Raw genomic sequence first — 22568 nt, 5'->3', positions numbered from 1 at the left:
CCGGCCTGGACGCCCCGACCTGGGGCGACCCAACCTGGGTCGGGTCGGGTCGACGGCGTTTTTGCCACACTGAGACACTCCGCGACGCCGGGACGAGCGGTGGAGCGTCGCGCGACGTCAGGCGCACGACGGGAACATCGCGCCCCTTGCCTGGCACATAGCTTGCCATCAAGAAGGCGATCGCTCACCCTCGAGACCCATCCACCCTCATGCCCACCCGTTTCGACAGTCTGATCGCGCGCCTGCGCAGCGTATGGAAACCGGCCAAGCAACCCACCGCCCCGCGCGCCTACCGGTGCCAGTGCGAAAGGCCGGTGTTCTTCCGCAACAGCGAGTGCCTCGCCTGCAAGGCGCCGCTCGGCTATGAGCCCGAGCGCGCCCAGGTGCTGCCGCTGAAGCCCGGCCCGACCGAGGGCGACTGGCAGCTCTGGCACGATACGGCGGACCCGCCGCGCCTCTATCGACGCTGCGGCAACTTCGACTCGGCCTCGGGCTGCAACTGGCTCGTCCCGGCGGCCGCCGAGACGCCCGCGCTCTGCGACGCCTGCCGGCTCAACCGCACCATTCCGGATCTCTCCATCGCCGATCACGAGGCGCTATGGCGCCGCATCGAGACGGCCAAGCGACGGCTCGTGTCGCAGCTCCTCGCGCTGAACCTGCCGGTGAAGTCGAAGCTCGGCGACGACCCGGAGCGCGGCCTCTGCTTCGATTTCCTCGCGTCGCCGCCCGACGGGCCCAGGGTGATGACCGGCCACGCCGACGGCGTGATCACCCTGAACGTCGAGGAGGCGGACGACGCCACGCGCGAGCGCATCCGCGCCGCGATGCGCGAGCCCTACCGCACGCTGCTCGGGCACTTCCGGCACGAGGTCGGCCATTATTACTGGGACCGCCTGGTGCGCGACACGGCATGGCTGGCGACGTTCCGGGAGCTGTTCGGCGACGAGCGGCAGGACTACGCCGCTGCGCTGAAGACCAACTACGAGCAAGGCCCGCCGGCCGACTGGCCGCAGCGCTTCGTCAGCGCCTACGCCAGCATGCACCCGTGGGAAGACTGGGCCGAGACCTGGGCCCACTACCTCCACATGGTCGACACCGTGGACACCGCCCTCAGCTTCGGCATCGACGCCGACGACGTGGAGCTCGACGCCGAGCCGTGGGGCACCGACGCGCTGTGGCGACCGGACGCGCCGGGGGCCGAGACCTTCCTCGGCTTCCTGAACGCCTGGGTGGAGCTGACGGGCGTCCTCAACGAGATGTCGCGCAGCATGGGCCAGCACGACTTCTACCCGTTCGTGCTGCCGCGCCCCGCCGTGGCGAAGCTGCAGTTCATCCACCTCGTCGTGAACGGAGCCCCCGCCCCGGCGCCCGCCGCTACCCCAGCCCCTTGGGCCAGGTGAACGAGAAGGCGGCGCCGCGCCCGACGTCCGAGTCGAGCGCGACGGCGCCGCCGCTGCTCTCGACGATCTTCTTCACGAGCGCGAGCCCGACGCCCGTGCCCTCCGACCTGTCCCGCGCCTCCAGCGTCTGGAAGATGATGAACACCTTGTCGTGGAAGCGCGGGGAGATGCCGGGCCCGTTGTCCGCCACCGCGAAGCGCCAGTGCGAGCCCGCGTCCGCGCAGGAGACGACGGCGCGGCCGCTCTCCCTGTCGCGGTGGTGCTTGATGGCATTGCCGATGAGGTTCATGAAGACCTGCTGGAGCATCGTGCGCTCCGCCACGACGCTGGGCAGGGGGCCGGCGACCTCGACGCGGAAGCCGCCCGGCGGCGACAGGAGATCCACGACCTCCTCGATGAGCGGGCCCACCGCGACGACCTCGGTGGGCACCCGGATGCGCCCGACGCGCGAGTAATCGAGGATGGCGTCGATGAGCGCGTCCATGCGCTGCACGCGGTTGCGCAGGAGCTCCAGGTTCCGCTTCGACGCCTCGCTCAGGTGCTCGTGCTCGTCGTCCTCGATCCACTGCGAGAGGTTCGCGATGCCCCGCAGCGGCGCCTTGAGATCGTGCGACGTGACGTAGGCGAACTGATCGAGCTCGCGGTTCGAGCGCTGCAGCGCCTCGGTGAGCCTCGCCAGCTCGTCCGCGCGCTGGCGCAGCGCGAGGTCCGCGCGGGCGCGCTCGATGGCGATGGCGGCGAGGCGCGTCGCGACGCGGACGACCTCCTCGTCGGCGGGGGTCGGCGCGCCGGGCGAAGGCCTGTACACGGCCCAGGTGCCCAGCACCTCGCCCTTCGAGGAGAGGATGGGCGTGGACCAGCAGGCGCGCAGCCCGAGCGGGAGGGCGAGGTGGCGGAAGTCGGCCCAGAGCGGGTCGGTCGCGATGTCCTCCACGACGACCGGCGCGCGGCGGTGGGCGGCGGTGCCGCACGAGCCCGCGCGCGGGCCGATGAGGAGCCCGTGCACCGCCGTGTTGTAGGACGCCGGCAGGCTCGGCGCCGCGCCGTGGAGGAGGCGGAGGCCGTCGTCGCTCGCGAGCAGGACGGTGAAGCGGCGGCCGGCCGAGAGCTCCTCGGCGTCGCGGCACAGCACGTCGAGCGTCTCCTCCAGGCCGTGGTGGAGGGCGATCATCTCGAGCACCTTGCGCTGCCACGCGAGGAGGATCTGCTGCCGGCGCTGCAGGGTGGCGTCCATCATCGAGCCGATCATGCGGATGGCCTTCCCTGCCCCGTCGCGCAGCACGAGGCCGCGGTCGTAGATGATCGCGTACTCGCCGTCGGCGCGGCGGAAGCGGTACTCCTCGCTCCACGTCGTCGCGGTCCCGTCGATCGCGTCGTGGATGCTGCGGTAGACGCGATCGAGGTCGTCCGGGTGGATGCGGCCCATCCAGCTCTCGGGTCCCGGCTCGAGCTCGTCGAGCCGGTAGCCGAAGGTGCGCTCGAAGTTCTCGCTCCACCAGACCGTCTCGGCGGCGAAGTCCCAGTCCCAGAGGGTGTCGTTCGTGGCCCTGGCGAGGAGGTGGAAGCGCTGATCGCTGAGGCGCAGCAGGTCCTGCGCCCTCCGGCGCGGCGTCACGTCCTCGAGCGCGCCTTCGTAGCGCACGACGCGCCCGGCCGCGTCGCGGATGGCGCGCGCGGTGATGCTGACCCACACGCGCGTCCCGTCGAGGCGGACGAACTCGACCTCGTGGCCGTGGACGGCGCCCTCGCGGTCGAGGATGCCCATGATCTCCTGCCGCTTCCCGGGGTCGCCGTAGAAGGTCGGGACGGGCAGGTCGACGAACTGCGTGGGGTCCGCGTAGCCGAGGAGGCGCGCGAACGCGCGGTTCGCGTCGATGAAGCGCCCCTCGGGCGTGGTCGTGAAGAGCGCGACCGGGCACCCGGCGTAGAACGAGGCGAGGCGATCGTCGCTGGGGAGCGGGGCGAGCTCCCCCTCGGCGCTCGCCTTCTCGGTGCGGGTCACGGCGTGGGATGGGGTGATGCGGAGGTCGTGGGTCATTCGGGAGGGATCTCGCGGCGGGGCATTTCCTTTGAGGGCGCGCCCCGACGACCGCAAGGGCGATGCGGTCCGCCGCGCCATCCGGCGCGCGCTCCGCCGTACTGCCGCGCCCGCTGCGCGGCCCCTGGCCCCCTGGCGCGATCGCGGGCTCACGCCCGGCAACCGTCAGCCGGGATGGGGGCTGGACGTCGTCGCCGAGGTCGCCCGAGCTGCGGCGTCGATCCACGAGCCCCCCGAGGCGTGGCCCCGCTGGACCTGCGCCTCCACGAGACGAGCCAGGAGGTTCGTAGTGACCACCGAATTCGACTCTCGCCCGAATTGTTCAGTCCACCAATATGGGCGTGACGTCTCGCATCGAGGCATAGGCGAGTATGCCTATACCTGGAGCCAGGTGGCTCGGGTACGAAGTCGTGGCAGTCACCTGCATCGGGCGATGCGAGGACGGACGGAGATCTTGGAACGGAGGGGCGAGGGCGAATGGAGACGCTTCGCAATTTCTGCACGACCGCTCCAGGGGTAGCTGCGCTCGCGGCGCTGGCCTGCTCCAGCCAGGGAGACGCGACGACCAAGGCGCCGCCCGGCAACGGCAGCGCCGGACGGCTCGCCGGGACCGGCACCCGCGGCTCCGGTGTCACGGGTGGCTCGTCGGGGGTGGAGTGAACGCGGTCCCTTCGATGCCCCGCAGGCTGTGGAGTGAACGCGGTCCCTCCGATGCATGGATAAACTGTTGATATAAGGTGGATGAGGGTCTTTCGCACCTTGAAACCTCGGCGCCGAGCGGACACTGGAGAAATTAAAATGCGGTCAATACGTTTCTACTTTGCTAAAAATCTGAGCGTTCTCGGTCTCCTGAGCATCGGCCTTTGGGCCTGTGGTGAGGCGGCTGACGAGGGCACGCCCTCGACCGGCGGAGGCGCCCCTGACGGGACCACCAGCGGCGCGGGGACCACGGCTACGGGCGGCACGGGCGGCACGGGCGGTACGGGCCCTGGCGGCACCGGAGGCTCAGCAACCACGAGCACCTCGGGCAGCGGCGGCGCAGACACCGGGCAGACCAGCAGCACGGCCGGCACAGGCGGAGAGACGGCCGGCACAGGCGGAGAGACGGCCGGCACGGGCGGAGAACCGGGCGAGTGCGTCAAGGGCCAGACCAAGGGCAATCAGGTCGCGGTCATCGGCGAGTCGTTCATCGCCGCGACTCACGGCATCACGCAGCAGATCGAAAAGCAGGCCAAGGCCAACGGCTCCCTCGCTGCGAACGATCGCTATATCGACAACTCGGTCAGCGGCACGACGCTGGCCAACGATCAAATTCCCAGCCAGTACCGCAAAGCTGCGGAGAACGGCATGATCAAGTACGTGCTGATGGATGGGGGCGGGAACGACTGCTTGCTGAGAGGGGACGGCGACGGAGCCCTCACGGCGGCGGAGTCGTTGTTCAAGACCATGGCGGAGGACAACGTCGAAAAGGTGGTCTATTTCTTCTATCCAGACCCCATCGGAAACAATTTCTCATCGCTCAAGTCCTGCCTCGATACGCTCCGACCGAAGATGAAGGCCTTGTGCGACGGGCTCACGGCGCCGAAATGCTACTGGTTGGACCTTCGTCCGGTCTGGAACGGACACAACGACTATACGCAAGACGGGATCCACCCCACCTCTGCCGGTAGCATCGCCACCGGAGATGCAGTTTGGGAAGTGATGAAGGAGAGCTGCGTCGCGCAGTGACGAGCGTGGGGGGCGCATGCTGACGGACAGCATCATGGACCAAGAAGTCGTCCGAGCTTGCGTGTGCTGATGCCGGCCTCTGCCTTGTTGCCCTGGGCCTGTACTATCTCCTGCGCTGCGCCGAGATCCTCTGGCGCGACCCCGACCTGACGGCGCCCAATCCCCCCGCACCGCGCGCTCGCCTCAGGGCGCGGCGCGCGCCTGGCTCGCGCCCCCTGCGCGGCCGGTTTTCTTTGGAACCGGGGCCTGATCGCGAACGACAACCCGCACGAGTTCCTGCACAAAGTCCGCTTCGGTCAGCCCGGGACGGCGATGCCGCCGCTGGCCGAAAGCCCGGAGGTGCTGGGCAACCTCGGCGCTTACGCCCAGACGCTGCCCCAGCAGCCGGAGGCGAACTAGACCGCGTAGCCCGCGAGAGCGAGACGCCCGGCCCCCGGCGGGTCTGTGCGTCATCGACGAGATCTACAGGGTCGCTTCGGAGCGGTGGCGCGGCCACGCCGCGCGCCGCATCGAGAGCGCTTGCTCCGGAATCAGCTCGACGCGCCGCCACGCTCGACCGATGTCCGCCATCTAAAACTCGACTCGATATAGAGAATCGGTCCAGTTTTCCAGGTCAACGCGGGCAGGATCCAGAGTTTATCTTCAAAAATCTGGCTAATACTAAGCAAAATCTAGAGAATCGACTCAAATATCCAGGTAAATGCACCCTGGATCCAGAGAAATCGCTCTGGAATCTAGCGAATCGAGCCGCCCCGAGCGTGCCCGCTCGGTGAGCCCACGGCCTGGCTCGGCTCCCGGCTGCCGGCGTACCACCGCCCGTCTCTCGACGCGCCGCTGCGGCGGTCCTCGAGCTGAAGGCGCGTGGCATGGCGTCGCCGGGCGCGGCGCGTCAGCCGTCGAAGCGGACGCGCGTGCCCGCCGCGGGGCGGAGCACCGGGAGGTAGCGCGAGGCAGGGAATCCGTTCTGGAGCCTGGGGCCCGAGGCCGGGAGGGCCCGCCCGAGCGCGACGAGGAACTGGACGATCTCCATCCAGGCGAGGTGATAGCCGAGGCAGAAGTGCGCGCCGCCGCCGAACTGGGCGATCTCGAGCGGCGAGATCGCCTCCTTGCGGCCGAGCCAGCGCTCGGGGCGGTAGCTGTCCGGATCCGGGTAGAGCTCGGGATCGCGCGAGAGCAGGACCAGCGGGATGGCCACGATGGTCCCGGCGGGGACGGTGCGGCCTTCGATCTCGAAGTCGGCGACGGCGCGGCGGGCGTCGTGAGGCGTCGGCGGGTGGAGGCGGAGCGCCTCGCGGAACACGGCCTCGGCGAAGGGGAAGCGGCGGAGATCCGCGGGCGAGCGCGGGAGATCCGGCGCGCTCGACGCCTCCTCGCGGAGCGCGCGCCAGACCGCGGGGCTCTCGGCGAGGTGAGCGACGCACCAGGCCATGGTCGAGGCCGAGGTCTCATGGCCGGCGAGGAGGAGCAGGCGGAGGTTGCCCACCAGATCCTGCTCGGAGAGCGGCTCGCCGTCCTCGTCGCGGGCCTGTAGCAGCGCGGGCAGGAGGCCCTTCTCCTCGCCGCGGGCGCGCACGTCGGCGAGGATCCGGCGAATGCGCGCGTCGAGCCAGGCGCGGGCGCGGAGGCCGCGGCGTCGCGGCGAGCCCGGCACGTCGAAGGGCAGGTTGAGGACCACGAGCATCAGATCCTCGTAGTTGTGGCGCCACTCGGAGAGCTCGTCGTCCTCGACGCCGGCGATCTTGAACATCACCTCCAGGGCCAGCTCGCGGGTCTCGCGCAGCAACTGGACGTCGCGCCGGCCGACCCAGGAGCGGACCTTGCGCTCGACGCTGGCCGCGACGATCGCGCCGACGTCCGCGGCGTCGAGGCCCTTCGGCGAGAAGGGCCCGTTCATCGCGGTGCGGAGGCGGCGGTGCGAGGCGCCGTCGTGGGCCATCAGCGTCTGACCGAAGAGGTGGCCGACGCCGCCCTCGGTCAGATACGAGGAGTCGAGGGCCTTGCTCTTGAAGAGCGAGAAGGACTCGTTCGAGGCGTAGATGAGCTGCCAGGCCTCGAAGCCATGGCTCCAGAAGAAGAGGGAGCCGAAGCGGCGCTGGCCCTCGCGGAGCAGGCCGAGCTCGTCGACGGCCATCGCCGGCATGTGGCCCACGACCGGGAAGCGGCCGGGGAGGATGGGGAATCCATGCCGGGTCTCGATGCGGCGGGCGAGCGGGTTGCGGCCCCGAAGGAGCGGGAGCTCGGTGATCGAGGCGGGGAGGACGGAGCTCATGGCGCGTGGTACCTCGTCTTGTACCATCACGCCGGCCCGGCATGGGCGCCGGAATCGAGGGGGAACGAACCACCCGGCCTGTCCGAGCGCATCTCGCCGCCGACCGAGCGGTTGCCCGCGCCTACCGCCGGTAGAGCCGCTGGAGCCGCTTCACGAAATCCGGCGTGAACACGCCGTCCACCCGGATCGAGTACCGGAAGAACGGGTCCGGCTCGACCCCGTGGTAATCCATGTCGTTGAACCAGTAGATCGGCGCGCGCACGATCGTGCGCTCCTCCCCTGCCCTGTCGCAGAGATAGAACCGCTTGTCGCCGCGCGGATCGAACGAGATGGACTGCGCCGGCCCGAGCGCGCTCCCCGGCTCGGTGTCGCGGTGCGCGGGCGCGTGATCGTTCGCCTCGAGGCCGAAGATCACGCACCGCCCGATCTCGGCGAACGGCAGGCTCCGGATGAAATCGACCGTGCGCGGGAACACCGCCCTCGCCTCCTCCGAGAAGTCCTTGCCGGCGCCGGAGTGCTTGTCCTCCCAGCGGTCGTTCTCGAGCAGGTGATAGCAGACCTTCCAGGGGAAATAGACGCCGTAGCGGTACTTGAGGTACAGCATCTGCGCCCGCGTGAGCGGGTGATCGGTCTCGTCTCCGAACGTGTACTCGTCGCGCCGGTCGAGATCGAACGCGGACGGGTCGTCGGCGAGCGCCACGAAGTCGCGGAGCTCCTCGCGCGAGAAGCCGGCGATGACCTGCCCGTAGTCCACATAAGGGTCCTCGTGCACCCACGGCGCGACCACGCCCATCCACTTCAGGCTCCCGCCGGTGTACGAGGGCTCGACGCGGCAGAGCCCGAGCACGATCTCGCGATCGAGCTCCGGGAAGCAGGACGTGTCGAGCAGCGGCGACAGGTCGATGTACGGGCGACCCCACAGGCCGCAGAGCTTGCTCATGGCGTCCTCGCGCCGAGCGCCGACAGGTACCTCCGCGCGACCATGCGATCGAAGGCGTGGACGCCGTCCTCCACCATGGCGTAGGTCGACGGCGCGTAGCCCGGCGCGCGGAGCCCGCGCTGCTGGCGCTCGCAGATGGCGCGGTCCTCGCGGTTCACGGTGTCCCAGAAGGCGAACACGTCGGCCGGATCGAAGCCGGGGGTGAACGCCGCCGGATGGAAGTAGGTGTCGGCGACCACGAGGGTCCGGTCCGGCGCGCGCGGGGTGAGCCGGTACGTGAGCAGGTAGTCGGGCTGCAGGCTCGTGAGCAGGCCCGGGAAGAGCATGGCGTCGCGCACGCGCCGCCGCTCCGCCTCGGGGACGATGAGCGGCCGCGCCCCGCGCCCCGCGCCGGTCGAGACCGTCTCGGCGCCGGGGGCGAGGTCCATGATCCCGCCGAGCCACGGGCCGCCCCGGCCCCAGGACACGGCGTCGCCGCACGGGGTGAGCCGCTCCAGCGCGGGGTGGACGCGCGGAAAGTGGTGCGACTCCTGGAAGTTCTCCACGCAGAGCTTCCAGTTCGCGGCGACCTCGTACTCCTCCCGCCTTCCCCGCCGGAGCGAGCGCAGCTCGGGGCGCGTGAGCCACGGCGGCGCGTCGCCGAGCGCGCTCTCGAGCGAGGGCGCCCCGGGGTCGAGCGTCACGAAGAGGAAGCCGAGGAGGGCGCCCGCCCGCGCGGGCAGGAGCCCGTGCGCGCCGCGATCGAAGCCGGGGGGCGCGTGGGGCGCCGCGCGCAGGGCGCCGGAGAGCTCGTAGGTCCAGCCGTGGTACGGGCACGCGAGCTGGGAGAGCCGGCCGCACGCGCCGTCGAGCAGCGTCGCCGCCCTGTGGCGGCAGACGTTGTGGAACGCGCGGATCTCCAGATCCGCGCCGCGGAGGACGACGACCCCCGCCGGCGTGAGCGGCGCGAGCAACCACTCTCCGGGGCGGGCGACCTCGTCCTCGCGCCCGACGCAGACCCAGGAGCGCCCGAAGATCTCGGCCTGCTCGAAGGCGAGCACGCCGTCGTCCCAGTAGGCGCGCGCGGGCAGCGGGCGAGCGGCGGGGAGCGGCGCGAGCACCGCGTGGAGATCGGCGGGGGAGAGAGGCAGCTCCGGCAAGCGGGGCGATGCTACCAGAACGGGCAGCCCGTCACGCGCCGCGCGGCGCGCCGCCGGAGAGCGCGGCTCACGGGGTCGTCGGCTGCGCGCTGACGCCGAAGGTCAGATCCGCCTCGTCGACCTCGACGCCGCGGAACCGCTGCACGTCGACGCACGGCGCGTCGACGTGGGGCGGGCACAGGTCGCCGTCGCACGTCTCCTCGGTCGTCCGCGTCACGACGCCGCTGACCGTCGACCCGTCGACCGTCATGGAGATCTGCACCCGGAGGCTGGAGATCATCCTCGTGTCGCCCACGATCTCCCGGAACCGGTCGTCATCCCCGTCGTCGTCGGCGTCGACGAACGGGTCCTCCACCTCGTCGCGATCGTCGTGCTTGTCGCCGTCGGTGTCGACCTCGCCGTCGCTCGTCGCGTCCGAGTCGTCGTCGCCGTCCTTGTCGGCGTCGACGAACGGGTCGATGTCATCGGCGATGCCGTCCTGGTCGGCGTCGGTGACCCTCTTGCGGAAGGGAAACTCGACGTCTTCGGAGCTGCCCTCGAAGAGGTAGGGATCGTCGTCCGTGGAGCCCTTCAGCGCGAGCCCGCCGATGTCGAGCACCGCCTCCTCGTCGCTCGGGAGGTAGAGGAGCAAGGTCTGGCCGTCCCGGAACGTGGTGGCGTCGTACTTGTCCGCGAGGAGCGGCCTGTCGTCGGGGAAGCAGCCAGGCGACTCCTCGGACGCCTCGAGGGCGACGCGGTACACCGCGTAGTCGCCCGCCGAGAGGCCGCCGCAGGAGGCGACGCCGGCCAGAGAAGCCAGGAGGGCGGCGCGGGCCGAAAGCGCAAGGACGTCTCGTCGATCAAGCATGTTCATCTCCTCCGCAGCGCTGAGGGTAAGCCACGGTTCAGCACTCGAATGCGCTGTTCGCGCCGCACGAGTAATAACACTGTTCGCAGTGCAAGCATGTGTCGTAGTTGTAGTAAGAATCCCGCCCGTCCGGGTACGCGCCCAGGCATTCATTGACGCAGGTGTCGTCCGCGCAGGTCACCATGCACTGGGCGAGGTAGAAGCAGTCGTCGTTGATGGTGCACGCCTCGAGCTCGTCGGCGCAGCTCCCCTCGTTCGCGCACGCGATGCACCCGCTCGTGTCGTTGCCACAGACGGCGAGGTCGTCGCAGGCGACGGCGGGGATGGCGCAGTCGACGAGGTCCGTGCCCTCATCGCAGGAGCCGGTGCCCTCGGGCTCGTCGCACACGTCGTTGTTCGTGGTGAGGCACGGCTCGCCTGCTGGGCAGTCGGCGCGGTCGGTGCCCTCGTCGCAGCGCCCGGTGCCCTCGGGCTCGTCGCAGACGCCGTTGTTCGCCTCGGCGCAGGTCATGACCATGCAGTCGATGACGTCCGTGCCCTCGTCGCAGAGCCCGGTGCCCTCGGGCTCGTCGCAGGTCCCGTCCTGCACCGATTTGCACGGCACGAGGCTGCAGTCGTCGACGTCCGTGCCCGCCGGGCACCGGCCGGTGTTCTCGGGCTCATCACAGATGCCGTTGCCGGTGTACGGACAGACAGAGAGGCAGTCGGCGGGGTCGGTCCCGGCCGGACACGTGTCGGTGCCCTGGGGCTCGTCGCAGATGCCGTCGCCCGCGCTGGGACAGTGATCGCGGTTGCTCGGCTTGAGACAGCCGAGGAGGGCCGCCGCGTGGGCGTTGCAGACCTCGGCCAGGTGATGACCATCCACACACCGGCCCTCCAGACGGACACAATCGACGTACGCCGTGTGCTCGTCCTGACAGCGCTTCTTGGCCCGCTCCTCGACGGCCTCCTGCTCGGCCTCGCACAGCCCTTCGCTGTCCCCGGCGCAGTCCTCGCAGGCGCAGCGGGCCTCGCAGACCGTCGCATAGGCTGGCCGCTCGCCGTCGCCGGGATCCGAGATGGCGCAGGCGGCGAAACTGCTGACGAGAGCTGCTGTGATCATCACGTGTCTGACACGCATGGGGGTCTCCTCATCATCTTCTGAAGCAAGGGGTCGTCCCGCCGGGGCGCAGAGCGCCGCCGCGACGCCGGCGAGGGCATACGACACGGCCGGCGCTGGAAGCTCCAGGTACCCTTCACCGGCGCACACCGCGCTCGATCCGCCTCTCACTTCGAATGTGACTGTAAAATTCTGCCAAAGGAAAACGGCTACCTATACCAGCTCGGATGGCGCCCGGTCAATCACCGAGGCGACGCGCGCGCGGCAGCAGCGGAGTGCGCGCCTCCGCGCTGAAGCTCGGGCCGGGGAGAGGCGCAACGGGAGCGCGCAGCCCAGCGACCGCGCGACGACGTGTGGCATGGCAGGCGCGCGGTGCGCTCGAGGCGGGGCGAGGTCGGCTGGAGGAGGGCGCGGTCGGGAGACGGGCGCGGCGGCGGCGGGGATCGAGGCGAGCGGCTCGGAGCGGGAGAACCGCTGAGGAAGCAAGGCGATGCGCGCGGGCGCAGGAGAGTATCAAGGACGTGCGCGAAGGCACAGGAGAAGAGAGGCGCGCAGACCGTGAGGAGGGCTCGCGCGGGTGGTGGGGGTATTTGCCCAGACAGATGTCACATGAAGGCGGGAAGATCATTGATGATTTTCTTCCCGCCTTCCCGCCTTCCGGCCTTGCGGCCTTCATGTTCAAATGACCCCACCACCGTCGCGCGGCGGAGGAAGAAAGTGATCCTGCTGCCGGCAATGCGTGCTCCGTGAGCCGTGGAGCGGACGCGGCAATCGGCGGTGCCGGCGCGGAACCAGGCGCAGCGCCGCGGAGGTGGGGCGGGAATCCCGGGTGCACCAGGCGCGGAAGAGTGGAGACGGAGTGAAAAGAGCCGTTGGCATCCGTGCCGTTTCGACAGAAGATGCGCGTGCGCCCATCGCGCTGCGGCGCCTCGCCTCCGACGGCCGGCACCGCGTCACTGGACCCCTACCGGCTGGAGAGCAGCGGATGAAGATGCGATCTTTTGTGTGTCTCTTTGCACTTGGTTTGATGACCGCAGCGTGCGGCGATGACGGCCCATCGACCCCCGGGAGCGGCGGCAGCGGGGGCGACGGCGGCACCTCGACGACCAGCGGCACCGGCGGCGACGGCGGCGGCACCGGCGGCACCGGCGGCACCGGCGGCACCGGCGGCGACGGCGGCGGCACCGGCGGCACCGGCGGCGGTACCGGCGGTACCGGCGGCGGCACCGGCGGCGGCGACGGCGGCACCGGCGGCGGCGACGGCGGCACCGGCGGCGGCACCGGCGGCGACGGCGGCGGCACCGGCGGCACCGGCGGCGGTACCGGCGGCACCGGCGGCGGCGACGGTGGCACCAGCGCTGGCGAGGGCGGCGGCGACGGTGGCACCGGCGCTGGCGAGGGCGGCGGCGACGGTGGCACCGGCGCTGGCGAGGGCGGCGGCGACGGTGGCACCGGCGCTGGCGAGGGCGGCGGCGCCACGTCGAGCTCGGCGAGCACGGGCACCGGCGGCGAGGGCGGCGGCAGCGTCACCTCGACGAGCTCCGTCACCACAGGCACCGGCGGCGAGGGCGGCGGCAGCGTCACCTCGACGAGCTCCGCCACCACAGGCACCGGCGGCGCCGGCGGCGGCGAGCTCGGCGCCGACGGCGCTCCCTGCTCGGCGAATGCCATGTGCGCGGGCGACCTCTGCTTGCCCGAGACCTACGGCTATCCTGGCGGCGCCTGTTCAGGCGTCTGCGAGACGGACAGCGACTGTCCCGGCGGCGGCGCCTGCCGGTTCAACTCGCAGGGCAGCTTCTGCCTGGCCGCGTGCACAGAGTCGAGCGAGTGCCGCGACAGCTATGGGTGCATCAACGGGTTCTGTCAGCCGGACTGCACGAGCGACGCTCAGTGCCCGGACGTGGGCGTGTGCGACGAGGGATCGGGCTTCTGCGGCGAGCCGGCGAGCCCGGACGCCGCCCCTTGCACGGTCGACAGCGACTGCGCCGGCGGCCGGTGCCTTTCCGAGCTCAACTCCGGCTATCCTGGCGGCTACTGCTTGGGCGACTGCGATCCGGAGATCGGCGAGTGCGCCGGCGGCGGCACCTGCATCCCGGCGGGCGACGGCGGCTTCTGCAACATGCTGTGCGAAATCTCGGAGGACTGCCGCGCGGGCTATGCGTGCTTGGACAACCTCTGCGAGCCGGCCTGCACCAGCGACGATCAGTGCCTGGTGGCAGGCGCCACGTGCAATGACTTGGGTCGCTGCACCGCGCCGGCAGGCGAGGGCGCCGACGGTGACGCTTGCACCGCCGACAGCGACTGCGCCGGCCTCTACTGCCTCACCGAGGACGATGGCTTTCCTGGCGGCTACTGCGTGAGCCCGTGCGACGCGACGACCCCCTGCGCTGGCGGCGGTCTCTGCACCGACCTCGGAGTCTGCTATGCCGAATGCCTGGCGGATGGCGACTGCCGCGACGGCTACGCGTGTATCAACGAGCTCTGCCAACAGTGACCCAGCGACGGTGAGCGTCCCGCAGACGGCCCGTCCGACAGGACGACGGGCCTCTGCGGCCCTTTCCCGGAGGCGATGAGCCTCCGACTCAACCGAGCTCGCGGCCGCCCCGGCGGCGGCGCAGGCCCGCGAGCGCGATCAGCGCGAGCGCTGCCGCCGTCGGCCCGTGATCCGGGCCCCCCGCCGTCCCGCAGCTGCAGCCGCTGCTCCCGCCGGCGCCCCCGGGCGCGGCCCCGCTCGATCCCGCCGCGCTCCCGGCGCTGCCCGTGGCCGCCGTGCTCCCGCTCGATCCGACCGTGGCGCTTCCTCCTCCCGCACCTCCTCCTCCCGCACCTGCGCTTCCGGTGCTCCCGGCGCTGCCCGTGGCCGCCGCGCTCCCGCTCGATCCGGCCGTGGCGCTCCCTCCTCCCGCACCTCCTCCTCCCGCACCTGCGCTTCCGGTGCTCCCGGCGCTGCCCGTGGCCGCCGCGCTCCCGCTCGATCCGGCCGTGGCACCTCCTCCCCCCGCGCCCGCGCTCGCGGCGCTGCTCGCCGACGAGGCGCTCGACGAGCCCGCCTCGGCGGCCAGCGCGAGGTACGCCTCGGCGAAGCGCTGGCCGAGCAGCTGGTACGCGGCGGAGTCGAAATGCCACGCATCGCTGGGCGGCCGCGGGGTGAAATCGTCCGTGTCGACCCACGCGACCCGAGGGTCCTCCTCGGCCACGGTCACCTGCGCCGCGCGCACGGCGTCGATGTTCGCCTCCTTGCCGGCGGCGATGGGCCCGCCGTTCGCGGGGTAGAGGTTGTCGCTGATCCGGCCGAGCACGACGGGGAGCTCGGGGACGCCGAGATCCGCGCGGACCGCCGCGATGAAGGCGCGCAGCGCGTCGCCGTAGCGGAACGCGGCCGACCACCCCGCCTCGTTCTCGCCCTGCATCCAGACGAGCGCGGCGATCTCGACGTCGTGCCCCTCCGACTCGAGCCGCGCCAGCGCGTTGTCGAGCCGCGTCGGCTCGTCGGGGTAGCGGAGGGCGCGATCGCCGGCGTACGTCGCGGAGTCGAGCTTGCCGAGGAGCGCATGGTAGAGCTGGGATTTGTAGAGCACCTCCGGATCCGGCGCGAGCCCGCGCCCCCAGTGGTCGACGAGGTTCGTGCCCCCCTGCGCCATCTTCACGATCGCGATCCGGTGCTCGGGGTATGCCGCCGCCATCGCGCGGCCGAACGTGATCTCGGGCCCGTAGCGTCGCGCCTCGCCCTTCGGCTCGAGCGGCCCCCAGTCGGCGCTCGTCGCCGCGGCGTACGGCCCCCCCGTGCGCGCGTCGGGGTTGTGGTGGTCGTACCAGATGTCGGGCTGGCTCTGGATCTCGGCCGGAAGCGCCGCGCCCACGCCGAATCCGACCATGTTGGACTGGCCCGCGAGGACGAACACCTTCACCGGCTGCGCCATGACCGACGCGGAGAGGGACATCACGCCGGCCGCAAGGGCGATGCAAGACCGCTTCATGACACCATATATCCTCCGCGCACCGCGCAACGTCAACACGCCGGGGGAGGCCGCCGCCTCACGATCACCTCCCTTCCGGCGTCGCCTGATAGACAGCGCTCGACGCCGCGTAGACCCCGTTGGTCGCGTACGAGTAGCGGTGCGGCCGGACATGGTGCTCCGAGTGGCGCGCGCACCAGAGCTCGGCGCCGCCGGTCTCCTCCCGGCGCTCCACGCACTCCGGGCAGGGCGGCTCGATCTCGGGCACCCGGCCGGCGGTCGCGTGATCCTTGGGCCGCACGATCCACACCGGACAGCGCGCGAGCCGGGCGACGCGCTCGGCGACCGAGCCGAGGAGCAGCCGTTCGAGCCCGCGGTGGCCGTGCGAGCCGACGACCACGAGATCGGCGTCGAGGTCGGCGGCGAGCTGAGCGATGTTCCCGGCCGCATCGCCGCGCCGGAAGTGGACGACGACGCGCTTCAACCGCCCGCCGTCGAGCTTGCCGCCCATGGCGCGGACGCGCTCGGCCGCGCGCAGCTGGAGCTGCTGGAGCGCCACCTCGGGCGTGGTGGCCGCCACGGGCACCCTCGAGAGCCCGATGCCGACCCAGCTCTCGGGCTCGACGTGGACCGCATGCACCTCCGCGTTCTCGCGGCAGCCGGCGGACTCGAGCGCCTGGTCGAGCGCACGGTTGCTCAGATCCGAGAAATCGACTCCGACGACGACGACGAACCGACCTGCTGCGCTCACGCTCGACATGACATCCTCCTCACCCTCGTTGCCAACCACCCGGGCGGATGGCTCCGCTCTGCCCGGCACTCCGCCGGGCACACTGCACGGACGGATTCGACGTACTCGATGGACTCGCATGCTCCGTGCCACGCGTTCCGGACGCCGGAAAGCGGGCCCCTGGAGCGCGGTGGGCGCCGGCTCCCTCGCGGGAGGGACGCAGGACGTGCATCCCGTTCGTCGCGGCGCAATTGGCGCGCGGCGGCGCGGATGCGGCCGCGGCATTTCGGGGCCGCCTCGGCGTTCCGGGGGATCTCGGGCGTGGCACGGGCGGTGCTCATCCGAGGAAGCGCCTCGAGCGAAGGTCGCGGAGGCGAGCGGAGAGATGACGATGACGACCCTCGGACCGATCAACGGAGAGCACCCCATCCCGCGCCACGCGCTCCGCAGCGCGCGCATCGTTGGAGACGACGGCGAGGAGTCGGTCGTCGCGACCGTCTACTGTCCGTTGAAGGAGCGCTCGGCCACCGTGCCGGAGTGCGAGTCGTGCACTCGCTTCCGCGCGCTGCACTTCGACGCGCCGTCGCGCAGGACCTCCGTCGTTTGCGATACCCGCCAGTGGGCCTCGGAGGTGAAGAGCGGGGATCCGCTGGGCGGCGTGAGCGACCACGTGAACCCGGCGGCGCCGCTCGCCGGCATCATGACCCGGGACGTCCTCTGCGTCCGGCCGGAGGTCACCGTCGACGAGATCACGGCCCTGCTCGTCCGCCACGGGATCAGCGGGATGCCGGTCGTGGATGCCGACGGCAAGCCGGTCGGCATGGTGTCACGGGCCGACCTCCTCCGGACAGCGCAGGAGCGCGGCGACACCGAGGAGTCGGAGCGGGCGACCTTGCACCTCGACGATGTCGCCCCGCTCGACATCGAGATCGAGCAGGGCTTTCACGTGTACGAGCCCGTCAAGGTCACCGCGCGCGACGTGATGACCCCCGTGGTGGTGCAGCTGCACGAGAGCGCGAGCATCCGTCAGGCGGCGTCGCTGATGGCCTATGAGGGCGTGCACCGGCTGCCGGTCGTCTCGGACGACGGCAGGGTGGTCGGCATCCTGTCGTCGCTCGACGTGCTGCGGTGGTTCGGGCGGAGCTGCGGATACCTGATCCCGCCGGGGCCCACGCGGGTCTGAGCGGAGCGCGAGGGGCTGGAGGGGGCCGTCCGCCGGGCGCGCTGGTGGGCTGGTGAGCTTCGCGCTCGCCGCACGAGATCCACGAGAGCTCGTCCCGGCGAGGGCGCCGGGAAGCCCGCCGCCAGGCTGCGGGGCCCAGTTTGCCCCGGAGTGAATCCCCTGATGGCGGGAAGGCAGGAAGATCATTGATCTTTTCTTCCCCGCTTCCCGCCTTCATGCTCAAATCCGGCCACCCCCCTCGATGACAGGATCGAGCGAGCCCGGCGCGGCCGGCCGAGCTCTCCCCCATCACGGCGCACGGCGGAGCGCGCCGCGCTGCCAGACGTACCGGCCGCGGGTGTTGCAGATACGCCGGTAGGTGGCAGGCGCGCCCTGCCCGGAGGCGCTGTTCCAGCCGGAGGCGCCCGGGAGGGACTTGTTCGTGGCGTTCGAGGGGTGGTCGCACGCGGGGGTCGTCCCAGCCGGCTCCTCGAATCGGACCGCGTCCCCCTCGACGCGGAGGTCGAGCGCGACGGAGCAGGGGATCGGGGTACCCGGCGCACACTCGTCGAGCATCGCGCCGGTGGGCACGTCGAGCACAGCACGGAGCGCGCCGCCTCGCGCTGCGTAGAGGACCGTGTGCGTCGCGACGGGCGCAGCTTCGGATTCCGGCTCGCGCGCGCGCGGGCAGACCATCAGCTCGACCGCCGACAGGCTGAGCGCCCCGTGGCATGAGCACACGTTGAGGCGCTGAGGCGGCACCGCGGCGAGGGTCGACCAGCACGAGGCGTCGGGGCGCCAGGTGACGCCGCGGGCGGCGAGCCACGCATCCTGGTCGAACGGCTTGCCAGCCGGCGCGCTCGGGCCGGCGGACATCCCGGGAGCGGGCGACGCCGACGCGGCCTCGGCGCTCGACAGCGGCGATCCCGATGGCGGAGCCCCGGTGGTGCCGAGGGGCGCAGCATCCAGATCGGGCAGACCCGCGTCGCCCGCGGAGGCGGCTCCGGTGGGCAAGGCTGGCGCCGCAGGCGCGCTCACCGCGCTCGCCGACGACGTGAGCACGCCCGTCGACGCATCGCCCTGGGGCAGGCGCTCTCGATGACAACCCAGCTGACCTGCTGCCAGGGCTGCCGCGAGCGCAGCGACGACGAGCGAGCGCTTCAAAACAGGGAGTCCTGCAAGAACTGTTGCAGAAAGGTCAGGGCGAAGGGACCGGGGACGGCGACATAGCCGCCGAAGACCGCGAACTGATGCCAGCAGTCGGCTCTCTCGCGCAGCTGTGGGTAGGCAGAGATCACGTGATCCCAGAGCGGGTTGCTGCCGGCCTCATAGGCCTTCTTGTCGGGCGGCGTCGCGGTGACACGCGATGCAGGGCCACCTGCGAGCTTCTCGATGCTGATCCGGATCCCCTCGTTTGTCGCGAGCTGTCGGACCGGCCGGTAGATTCGCTGGCCGAAGTCCGAGACCGGCCATCTCCTGAGCCAGGGGTGCGTCATGTCGGGAGCAACCAGATGACCAACTTCCAGCCGAAGTCCACCGCCAGGAGGTTGAGCACCTGCGGCAAGTCGCCCCCGTACGCTCGCCACGCCGCGTCGGCGTCGGTGTCGAGCACCCAGTGCTCGTTCTCCCGGTCGATCAGCCGCGCCGTCGAGAGCGCGGCTCGATAGAAGCAGAGGGCCTGGTCTTGCGTCGGTGCGGTGTCTTTCATCGAAGCCCGGGCGGCGGAGGAGAGCGGAGGAGAGTAGAGCGAACGCGGGCGAAATGTCGATCCTCCGCGCGCGGAGCCGCCCCCGCGCTCTCCGAAATGCGCCGATGGACGACCGCCGCGCCGGAGGAGCGCAGCGAGGAGCCTCTTCCGTGGAGCTCGCCCCGCCCTCAGCTGTCCGCCGGGAGCCCATACGAGCTCGCATCGTCCGCCGTGCGCACGGCGCGCGACCGCGCGCGTGCCCGCAGCTTGCCGCGCTGCCCTCCTGCTGGTAGCTGCTCGCTGGGCGCAATCAGGAAGAGAGGCAACGGATGAGCGAATACCGGACAATCGCGGCGGCGCCGGTGCTGGTGGCGGCGTTCCTGGATCAGATCTTCGGCGTCGACCCGGTCACCGGGCGCGTGCTCTGGGAGCACAAGCAGGGCGGCGCCGGGTATTCGTCCACCGCGCTCCTGATCACGCCTGCGGCGATCTACGCGGCGACCTTCAGCAGCATCGCCTGCCTGCGCTACCCGACGGGCGAGCTGCTCTGGCAGGCGGAGACCGCCACGCAGGGCCGCGCCACGCTCCTCCTGGAGGGAGACCGGCTCTTCGTCGCCAAGCAGGGCGAGATCGAGTGTTTCTCGCTCACCGGCCAGAGCCTCTGGCACAACCGGTTCAAGGGCAAAGGGATGGCCGCGGTCGCCCTGGGCGTGCCGGGCAACGTCGCCCAGGCCGACGACAAGGACTGACGCGCACCGAGGCGCCCGGCGAGGCGGCGCTCCCCGGGTCGGGGTCCCCGCTGTTGTGGAACCACCAGATCTCGACAGCGCGCGAAGAGGTGGAATCCGTTTCGTCCGATGCGGCCCGGCGAACGGCTTGCGCCCGCGCGCAGCCGCTGCGGGCGCGCGCACGGGGGACGGCGGGGGGTCGCACGTCCAGCGCGGCGCAGGCCGTGCATCGGCTCGGGGCAACGCGCTCAGCCGCGTTGACGACCGTGCCGTGAGCGCCGAGCTCCCCCCAGTGGTCCGCATCTTGCAATCCTGTCAAATACAAACCACCCAATCACTGAATCCCTGAACACGTGATTCACGTGATTCACGAGTCACGTCACGAACCATCACGCAAGCCCAGCCCCGGCGGAGGCCCCATGAGCTCTTCCACGCTTCGCATCCAGGACTGCATGACCAGGAGCCCGCACTCGATCGGCGCCGATCAGAAGGTCGGCCTCGCCCGCACGCTCATGCGCGGGCATCGCATCCGGCACCTGCCGGTGCTGCGCGGCGGCCGGCTGGTCGGCATGATCTCGGAGCGGGACATCTACTGGATCGAGACGCTCAAGGACCAGCAGGGCGATGATCTCCTCGTCAGCGAGGCGATGTCGCCGTGCCCCTACGCCGTCGCGCCGGACGCGCGGCTCTCCGAGGTGGTCCGCGAGATGGCCGAGCGCAAGTACGGCTCGGCGGTGGTGCTGGACGGCCCACAGGTCGTCGGCGTCTTCACGACGACCGACGCCCTGGCCGTCCTGGCCGCCTTGCTCGCCGAGAGAGAGACCGGCTGATCGCGGCCCGGCCAGCGCGAAGCGACAGCCGGTCATCGCCCGTCGCACCTCGACCGGATAACCCACCTCGTCCCGGTGAATCCCGGGGAATCGTGAGCTCCACGAGCGCGCGCCTCGACGCGCTCGCCGCCCCCGCGCCGGCGGCCGGCCCGAGCAGCAGCTGAGGCCGGGGCCCTGTGCCGCGCCCAACACGCGCCCCACGCGGACGCCGGCCCGCGCCTCGCCGGGCGCGCGAGGTGCGCCCGGAGATCGCGCCATGGTACAGTGCATGTCCTGTCCATGAGTCCCCTTGATCGCAACGAACTAGCCACAAAGCCCGCCGCCGTCGTGCCCTCGCTCGACGATCCGCTCGACGAGCGCTCCGGCGAAGCGACCGCGCCCGCCTCGGCGTACGACGCCGCGCTGCGGGAGGCCGAGGAGCTCCGCCGGCGCCCCTACGTGTCCGCGGGCCCGGAGAACATCATCCGGCAGCACAGCAAAGGCCGGATGACGATCTGGGAGCGCATCCGCGTGCTGACCCCCGAGCCGCCGCGCGTCATCTTCGAGAACTGGGGGCCAAACCTGGACGGCGCCTCGCTGGTCACGGCGATCCTGCGCATCGGCACCCGCGACATCGCGCTCTACGGCCACGATTTCACGGTCCGCGCCGGGTCGATGGACGCGACGAACGGCCGCAAGCTCGCCCGGCTGTTCCAGCTCGCGGGAGAGCGGGGGATCCCGCTCGTCGGCCTCAACGACAGCGCCGGCGCCTACGTCCCCGCGGGCGTCGGCGGGCTCGACGGCTACGCCGAGGCGTTCGCGGCGCTGCGCAAGATCAGCGGCGTGGTGCCGAGCATCATGTGCATGTTCGGGTTCAACGCGGGCGGCGGCTCCTACCTGCCGCGGCAGGGCAGCTTCGTCATCCAGCCGGGCGGGACGTTCTTCGGCCTGACCGGGGCGGCGGTCGTCAAATCGGTCCTCGGCGAGGTGGTCTCGCCCGATGACCTCGGCGGCCCGCGGGTCCACGGCGCCTCGGGCGTGGCCGATCTCACGGTGCCCGACGAGGTCGGCGCGCTGCGCACCACGGTCCGCCTGCTCGGCTACCTGCCGAGCAACAACCGCGAGAGCCCGCCCTTCCAGCGGACGAGCGACCCGCTCGACCGGGAGACGACCGAGATCGATACGCTGCTCCGCAGGACGATCTCGTCGCCGACAGGCTACAATACGCCGCTCGATATCAGCATCCTCATCCAGCGCATCTGCGATCACGGCGACTATTTCGAGGTGCAGCCGCAGCGCGCGCGCAACACGATCACGGCGTTCGGGCGGATCGGCGGGCGCGTCGTCGGCTTCGTGGCGAACAACAGCGCGGTCGCGTCGGGGCAGATCGACGTGGCGGCCGCTTACAAGAACGCGCGCTTCATCCGCTTCTGCAACCTCTACAACATCCCGCTCCTCTTCATGGAGGACACCACCGGGTTCCTGCCGGGCAGGGAGCAGGAGGCGATGGGCATCGTGCAGGCCGGCCGGGCGATGCTCGACGCGATCATCGACGTGCGCACCCCGCGCATCCTGCTGCTCGTGCGCAACGCGTTCGGCGGCGCCTATGCCTCGTTCAACAACTACGCGACCGGCGCGGATGTCGTCCTCGCGCTCCCCACGACGCGCGTCGCGGTGATGGGGCCGGCCGGCAAGGAGTTCGTCTACAAGGACGAGCTCCGCAAGGTGCGCGCGCAGGCGAGCGCCAGGGAGAAGGCCGGCGTCAAGGAGCGGCTCGGCCGCGGCATGGACGAGGCGCGGGCGAAGGCCGAGGCCCGCGAGGAGGCCGCGGCGTGGCTCAAGGCGAGAGAGGCCGAGTTCAGCGCGCGGTACGAGCGGGAGCTCATGAACCCGCGCGAGGGGCTCAGCCTGGGCTCCATCTCGCGGCTCGTGATGCCGCGCGAGCTCCGCTCGGTGATCGGAGAGAACCTGGAGTTCCTGCTCCGCCATTACCAGCCAGGGCCGTTCGCCGGCGTTCAGCGGGAGTTTCATTGACC

General features: G+C 71.2%; 19 protein-coding genes. 8 read left to right on the top strand and 11 right to left on the bottom strand.

All coding sequences use genetic code 11. The features are described from left to right. Positions 1-209 precede the first annotated feature (209 nt). Entirely contained in the window at positions 210-1400 is a 1191-nt protein-coding gene (locus tag WMF28_RS16425) for a zinc-binding metallopeptidase family protein (protein WP_437603183.1), read from the top strand. Here WMF28_RS16425 and WMF28_RS16420 read toward each other — a convergent pair. Continuing rightward, on the bottom strand, positions 1375-3438 hold the full coding sequence (locus WMF28_RS16420) for a PAS domain-containing sensor histidine kinase (protein ID WP_437603182.1): 2064 nt from the start codon (positions 3436-3438) through the stop codon (positions 1375-1377). The genes WMF28_RS16425 and WMF28_RS16420 overlap by 26 nt on opposite strands. A 477-nt stretch (positions 3439-3915) precedes the next feature. Here WMF28_RS16420 and WMF28_RS16415 point away from each other — a divergent pair, with 477 nt between their 5' ends. Together WMF28_RS16415 and WMF28_RS16410 are read left to right on the top strand one after the other, a co-directional pair. After that, on the top strand, positions 3916-4098 hold the full coding sequence (locus tag WMF28_RS16415; protein ID WP_437603181.1) for a hypothetical protein: 183 nt from the start codon (positions 3916-3918) through the stop codon (positions 4096-4098). A gap of 138 nt (positions 4099-4236) precedes the next feature. After that, positions 4237-5166 carry an SGNH/GDSL hydrolase family protein gene (locus WMF28_RS16410; RefSeq protein WP_437603180.1) on the top strand — a complete coding sequence of 310 codons (930 nt, stop codon included), beginning with the start codon at positions 4237-4239 and terminating at the stop codon, positions 5164-5166. Positions 5167-6055: 889 nt separating this feature from the next. On the opposite strand, the gene WMF28_RS16405 is transcribed toward WMF28_RS16410, so the two are convergent. From WMF28_RS16405 to WMF28_RS16385, 5 genes are all read right to left on the bottom strand, one after another. Beyond that, on the bottom strand, positions 6056-7435 hold the full coding sequence (locus tag WMF28_RS16405; protein ID WP_437603179.1) for a cytochrome P450: 1380 nt from the start codon (positions 7433-7435) through the stop codon (positions 6056-6058). A 121-nt stretch (positions 7436-7556) separates the two neighbouring features. Further along, complete coding sequence (locus WMF28_RS16400) at positions 7557-8375, bottom strand: hypothetical protein (RefSeq protein ID WP_437603178.1); 819 nt, start codon at positions 8373-8375, stop codon at positions 7557-7559. After that, complete coding sequence (locus WMF28_RS16395; RefSeq protein WP_437603177.1) at positions 8372-9514, bottom strand: aromatic ring-hydroxylating oxygenase subunit alpha; 1143 nt, start codon at positions 9512-9514, stop codon at positions 8372-8374. Before WMF28_RS16395 ends, WMF28_RS16400 begins: the two co-directional genes overlap by 4 nt. A gap of 67 nt (positions 9515-9581) precedes the next feature. Beyond that, positions 9582-10361, bottom strand: a complete 780-nt coding sequence (locus WMF28_RS16390; RefSeq protein WP_437603176.1) for a hypothetical protein — start codon at positions 10359-10361, stop codon at positions 9582-9584. 37 nt (positions 10362-10398) lie between these two features. Then, a complete protein-coding gene (locus WMF28_RS16385) occupies positions 10399-11481 on the bottom strand; it encodes a latent transforming growth factor beta-binding protein (protein WP_437603175.1) in 1083 nt (360 codons plus the stop codon). Positions 11482-12487: 1006 nt separating this feature from the next. On the opposite strand from WMF28_RS16385, the gene WMF28_RS16380 reads away from it, so the two are divergent. Beyond that, positions 12488-13954, top strand: coding sequence for a hypothetical protein (locus WMF28_RS16380; protein WP_437603174.1), 1467 nt, complete (start codon positions 12488-12490; stop codon positions 13952-13954). A gap of 88 nt (positions 13955-14042) precedes the next feature. Here WMF28_RS16380 and WMF28_RS16375 read toward each other — a convergent pair whose 3' ends face one another. Together WMF28_RS16375 and WMF28_RS16370 are read right to left on the bottom strand one after the other, a co-directional pair. Next, positions 14043-15437 carry a sialate O-acetylesterase gene (locus tag WMF28_RS16375; RefSeq protein WP_437603173.1) on the bottom strand — a complete coding sequence of 465 codons (1395 nt, stop codon included), beginning with the start codon at positions 15435-15437 and terminating at the stop codon, positions 14043-14045. Positions 15438-15501: 64 nt separating this feature from the next. After that, on the bottom strand, positions 15502-16176 hold the full coding sequence (locus tag WMF28_RS16370) for a universal stress protein (protein WP_437603172.1): 675 nt from the start codon (positions 16174-16176) through the stop codon (positions 15502-15504). Between the two features lie 361 nt (positions 16177-16537). Here WMF28_RS16370 and WMF28_RS16365 point away from each other — a divergent pair, with 361 nt between their 5' ends. Then, complete coding sequence (locus WMF28_RS16365) at positions 16538-17329, top strand: CBS domain-containing protein (protein WP_437603171.1); 792 nt, start codon at positions 16538-16540, stop codon at positions 17327-17329. Between the two features lie 288 nt (positions 17330-17617). On the opposite strand, the gene WMF28_RS16360 is transcribed toward WMF28_RS16365, so the two are convergent. The 3 genes from WMF28_RS16360 to WMF28_RS16350 are packed head-to-tail and all read right to left on the bottom strand — an operon-like array spanning position 17618 to position 19016. Next, positions 17618-18472: a hypothetical protein gene (locus WMF28_RS16360; RefSeq protein WP_437603170.1), complete on the bottom strand. Its 855-nt coding sequence runs from the start codon at positions 18470-18472 to the stop codon at positions 17618-17620. Further along, complete coding sequence (locus WMF28_RS16355; RefSeq protein ID WP_437603169.1) at positions 18469-18804, bottom strand: hypothetical protein; 336 nt, start codon at positions 18802-18804, stop codon at positions 18469-18471. Before WMF28_RS16355 ends, WMF28_RS16360 begins: the two co-directional genes overlap by 4 nt. Next, positions 18801-19016 (bottom strand): hypothetical protein, encoded by a 216-nt coding sequence (locus tag WMF28_RS16350; protein WP_437603168.1) that lies wholly within the window; start codon positions 19014-19016, stop codon positions 18801-18803. Before WMF28_RS16350 ends, WMF28_RS16355 begins: the two co-directional genes overlap by 4 nt. A gap of 308 nt (positions 19017-19324) precedes the next feature. Between WMF28_RS16350 and WMF28_RS16345 the strand changes: the two genes are divergently transcribed. From WMF28_RS16345 to WMF28_RS16335, 3 genes are all read left to right on the top strand, one after another. Then, positions 19325-19744, top strand: coding sequence for an outer membrane protein assembly factor BamB family protein (locus tag WMF28_RS16345; RefSeq protein ID WP_437603167.1), 420 nt, complete (start codon positions 19325-19327; stop codon positions 19742-19744). Between the two features lie 398 nt (positions 19745-20142). Then, the gene (locus WMF28_RS16340) at positions 20143-20553 is read left to right on the top strand and encodes a CBS domain-containing protein (RefSeq protein ID WP_437603166.1); all 411 of its coding nucleotides are present in this window, start codon (positions 20143-20145) and stop codon (positions 20551-20553) included. 279 nt (positions 20554-20832) lie between these two features. After that, on the top strand, positions 20833-22566 hold the full coding sequence (locus tag WMF28_RS16335) for an acyl-CoA carboxylase subunit beta (protein WP_437603165.1): 1734 nt from the start codon (positions 20833-20835) through the stop codon (positions 22564-22566). The last annotated feature ends 2 nt before the right edge of the window (positions 22567-22568 follow it).

The sequence above is a fragment of the Sorangium sp. So ce590 genome (genome assembly GCF_051521365.1).
Taxonomy (GTDB): domain Bacteria; phylum Myxococcota_A; class Polyangia; order Polyangiales; family Polyangiaceae; genus Sorangium.
This window is presented reverse-complemented; position numbering and strand designations above follow the sequence as displayed.